The following is a 2,278-nucleotide window of genomic DNA, read 5'->3' on the forward strand; positions in this document are numbered from 1 at the left end:
TCGGCCGCGCGCGGCGGCTGGAGTTTGGCGGGTGCCGGGATGGGGACCACGGACACCTGCCCGGTGGAGCTCTCACGGCCGTTGGACACGCTGTAGCTGAAGGTGATGCGCTCCTTCAGGCCGCGGGTGTCGCTGATGCGCAGGATGCTGTGGCTCAGCACCGCCACTGTCACGGGCGCATCGGCGGGCAGCGAAACGGACTGAACCACGAGGACGCCGCCGCCGGGATCGGTGTCATTGGCCAGCACATCGACCAGGGCCTGCCCGCCGGTGGGCAGCAGGGCGCTGTCGCGGACGGCAACGGGCGCGCCGGCTTCCCCGCCCTCGGGCAGGACGTCGATCCGGATGATCCCCGGCGCGCTGGCCGGGCCGTTGGCCACCACGTAGTCCAGGTAGACGGGCCCGGGCGTGCCGGAGCGGAAGGTGAAGGTGCCGACCTCATAGTTGGGCGTGACTTCCGCGGTTTCGCCGCCGTTGATGCGGGTCAGCCGCAGTCCTTTCCCCGAGGGATCGAGGTCGTTCTCCAGGGGGGCCACGAGCAGTTCCTCGCCCGCGTTGACGGTGAGGTGGTCGGGGTTGGCGATCGGGGGAACCTCGCCGGGCGTCCGGACGTCAATGACGACGACGCCCTCGGCGGTCTCCCGGCCGTCGGAGACTGTGATGGCCACTTCCTTCTCGCCGATCTGCGCGCCGCCGTCGGTGAAGGTGAGGAGTCCGTCGTCGCGGTGCCTGGCGCTGTCACCCTCGGTGGCGGCCGTGGCCGACTGCAGGTAGAGGTCATCCCCGTCCGCATCCGTCCAGTCGGCGAGGATGTGCTGGCTGGCGCTCTGTCCCTGTTCCAGGACAATCCGGGTGGTGCGTTTCTGCAGCGGCGGCTCATTGGAATCGGCGGAGCGCACGTTCAGGGTCACGGTCGCGGTGTCCCGCCCGCCCCGGCCGTCATCGACCGTGTAGTCGAAGGTGTGCCTGCCCGGCGGGACGTCCGCCCCGAGCACCACCTGCAGCCCGGTGGCGTCATAGACCGGCTGCACCGCACCGACGTCGGGAAGGCCCTCCGGGACGGTGACGGTGAGCAGGTCGCCGTCGGGATCCGAGTCATTGTCCAGCACCGGAAGGAGCGTGGTGGAGCCCACCCGGGCGCCCAGCTCGTCATCCTCCGCGACGGGCGGCTGGTTCTCCTTGGTCCGGTCAGGAAGGGTGTTGACGGGGTTCTCGCTGGCCGACTCCTCGTCCTCCTTGTCCTCCTCCTCCGGCGGCGGGATGATCTCGTCCCAGTTCTGCACCAGCTGCATGTCCTGCTGAACCAGCCAGACATTGCCGCCGCGGATGTCATTGAGTACGACGACGTCCCGGTTGGTCCGGAACACCAGTTCCGACTGCTCGGTGAGGGCGGGGATTTCCGCCGTGGTGTCGTTGGAGTCTTCGCGGCAGTCCCGGACGTAGCTTCCGGCGGCCGCCCAGGCGGCGTGGACGCAGCCGTCCTGCTGCACCGGGGCGGAGGGGGCGGCCGAGGATGCAACGGCCTGCGTTGCGGGTTCGGAACCGTCCAGCGGCACGGAGACCAGGGCACCGGCGGTGGCCACCGCAACGGTGTCCGATTCCGGTCCGCTCTGCTGCAGCCGGGCGCCGTCAGGCTCAGGCAGGATGCGGGTGCGTCCGTCCGGGAGGAAGAGGGTGCCGGAGGCGGGATCGAGCGCGACGGGGTCGCTGCCCACCATGGTGATCTGGAGGTCTTCGACTCCGCGCAGGCCTTCGACGGTCTGCCGGGATTCCTCGGCGAAGGCTCCCGTACCGTCGGGTGCCCAGGTGACGAGTTCGGCGGACGCCGGATCCGCGGTGGCCACGACGTCGAACGTGCTGATGGCGGCCGCTACGCCGGGGACGCCCTCAACGAGTGGTACGGCGTCTTCCGCCGCGAAGTTCCCGAGGCTGGTGACCGGCGCGGTACGGACTGCGCCCTCGGCGGCGCTCACGGAGACAACGTAGTCGGTGCCCAGGACGGGCAGGGCACTGCCGGGCAGCTCCTGCTCATCCCCCGTGGTGACGGAGGTGACGCTGACCTGGCTGAGTGCGCCCTGGTCCTGGTTGTGGGTGAGCACGGTGGCGTCCCGCTGCAGGACGTCGAAGGCGTTGCTGCCCGCGATGAAGCCGCCGTCCAGCGTCCGGGAGGGGTAGTTGAGGTGCCCCACCTTGCCCTGGGCGAGATTGGTCACCCACACGCCGCCGTCGTTGAGGTCCACTTCGGCGGTGGTGATGCCGGGGTTGAGGACCGCGCCGA

General features: G+C 70.2%; 1 protein-coding gene. It reads right to left on the reverse strand.

Annotated features, from left to right (window positions below):
* On the reverse strand, window positions 1–2,278 hold a 2,278-nt coding region (locus X803_RS22210), incomplete at both ends, for an Ig-like domain-containing protein (protein WP_035778289.1).

Origin of the sequence: Arthrobacter sp. 35/47 (assembly GCF_000520475.1) — a bacterium.
GTDB lineage: Bacteria > Actinomycetota > Actinomycetes > Actinomycetales > Micrococcaceae > Arthrobacter_D > Arthrobacter_D subterraneus.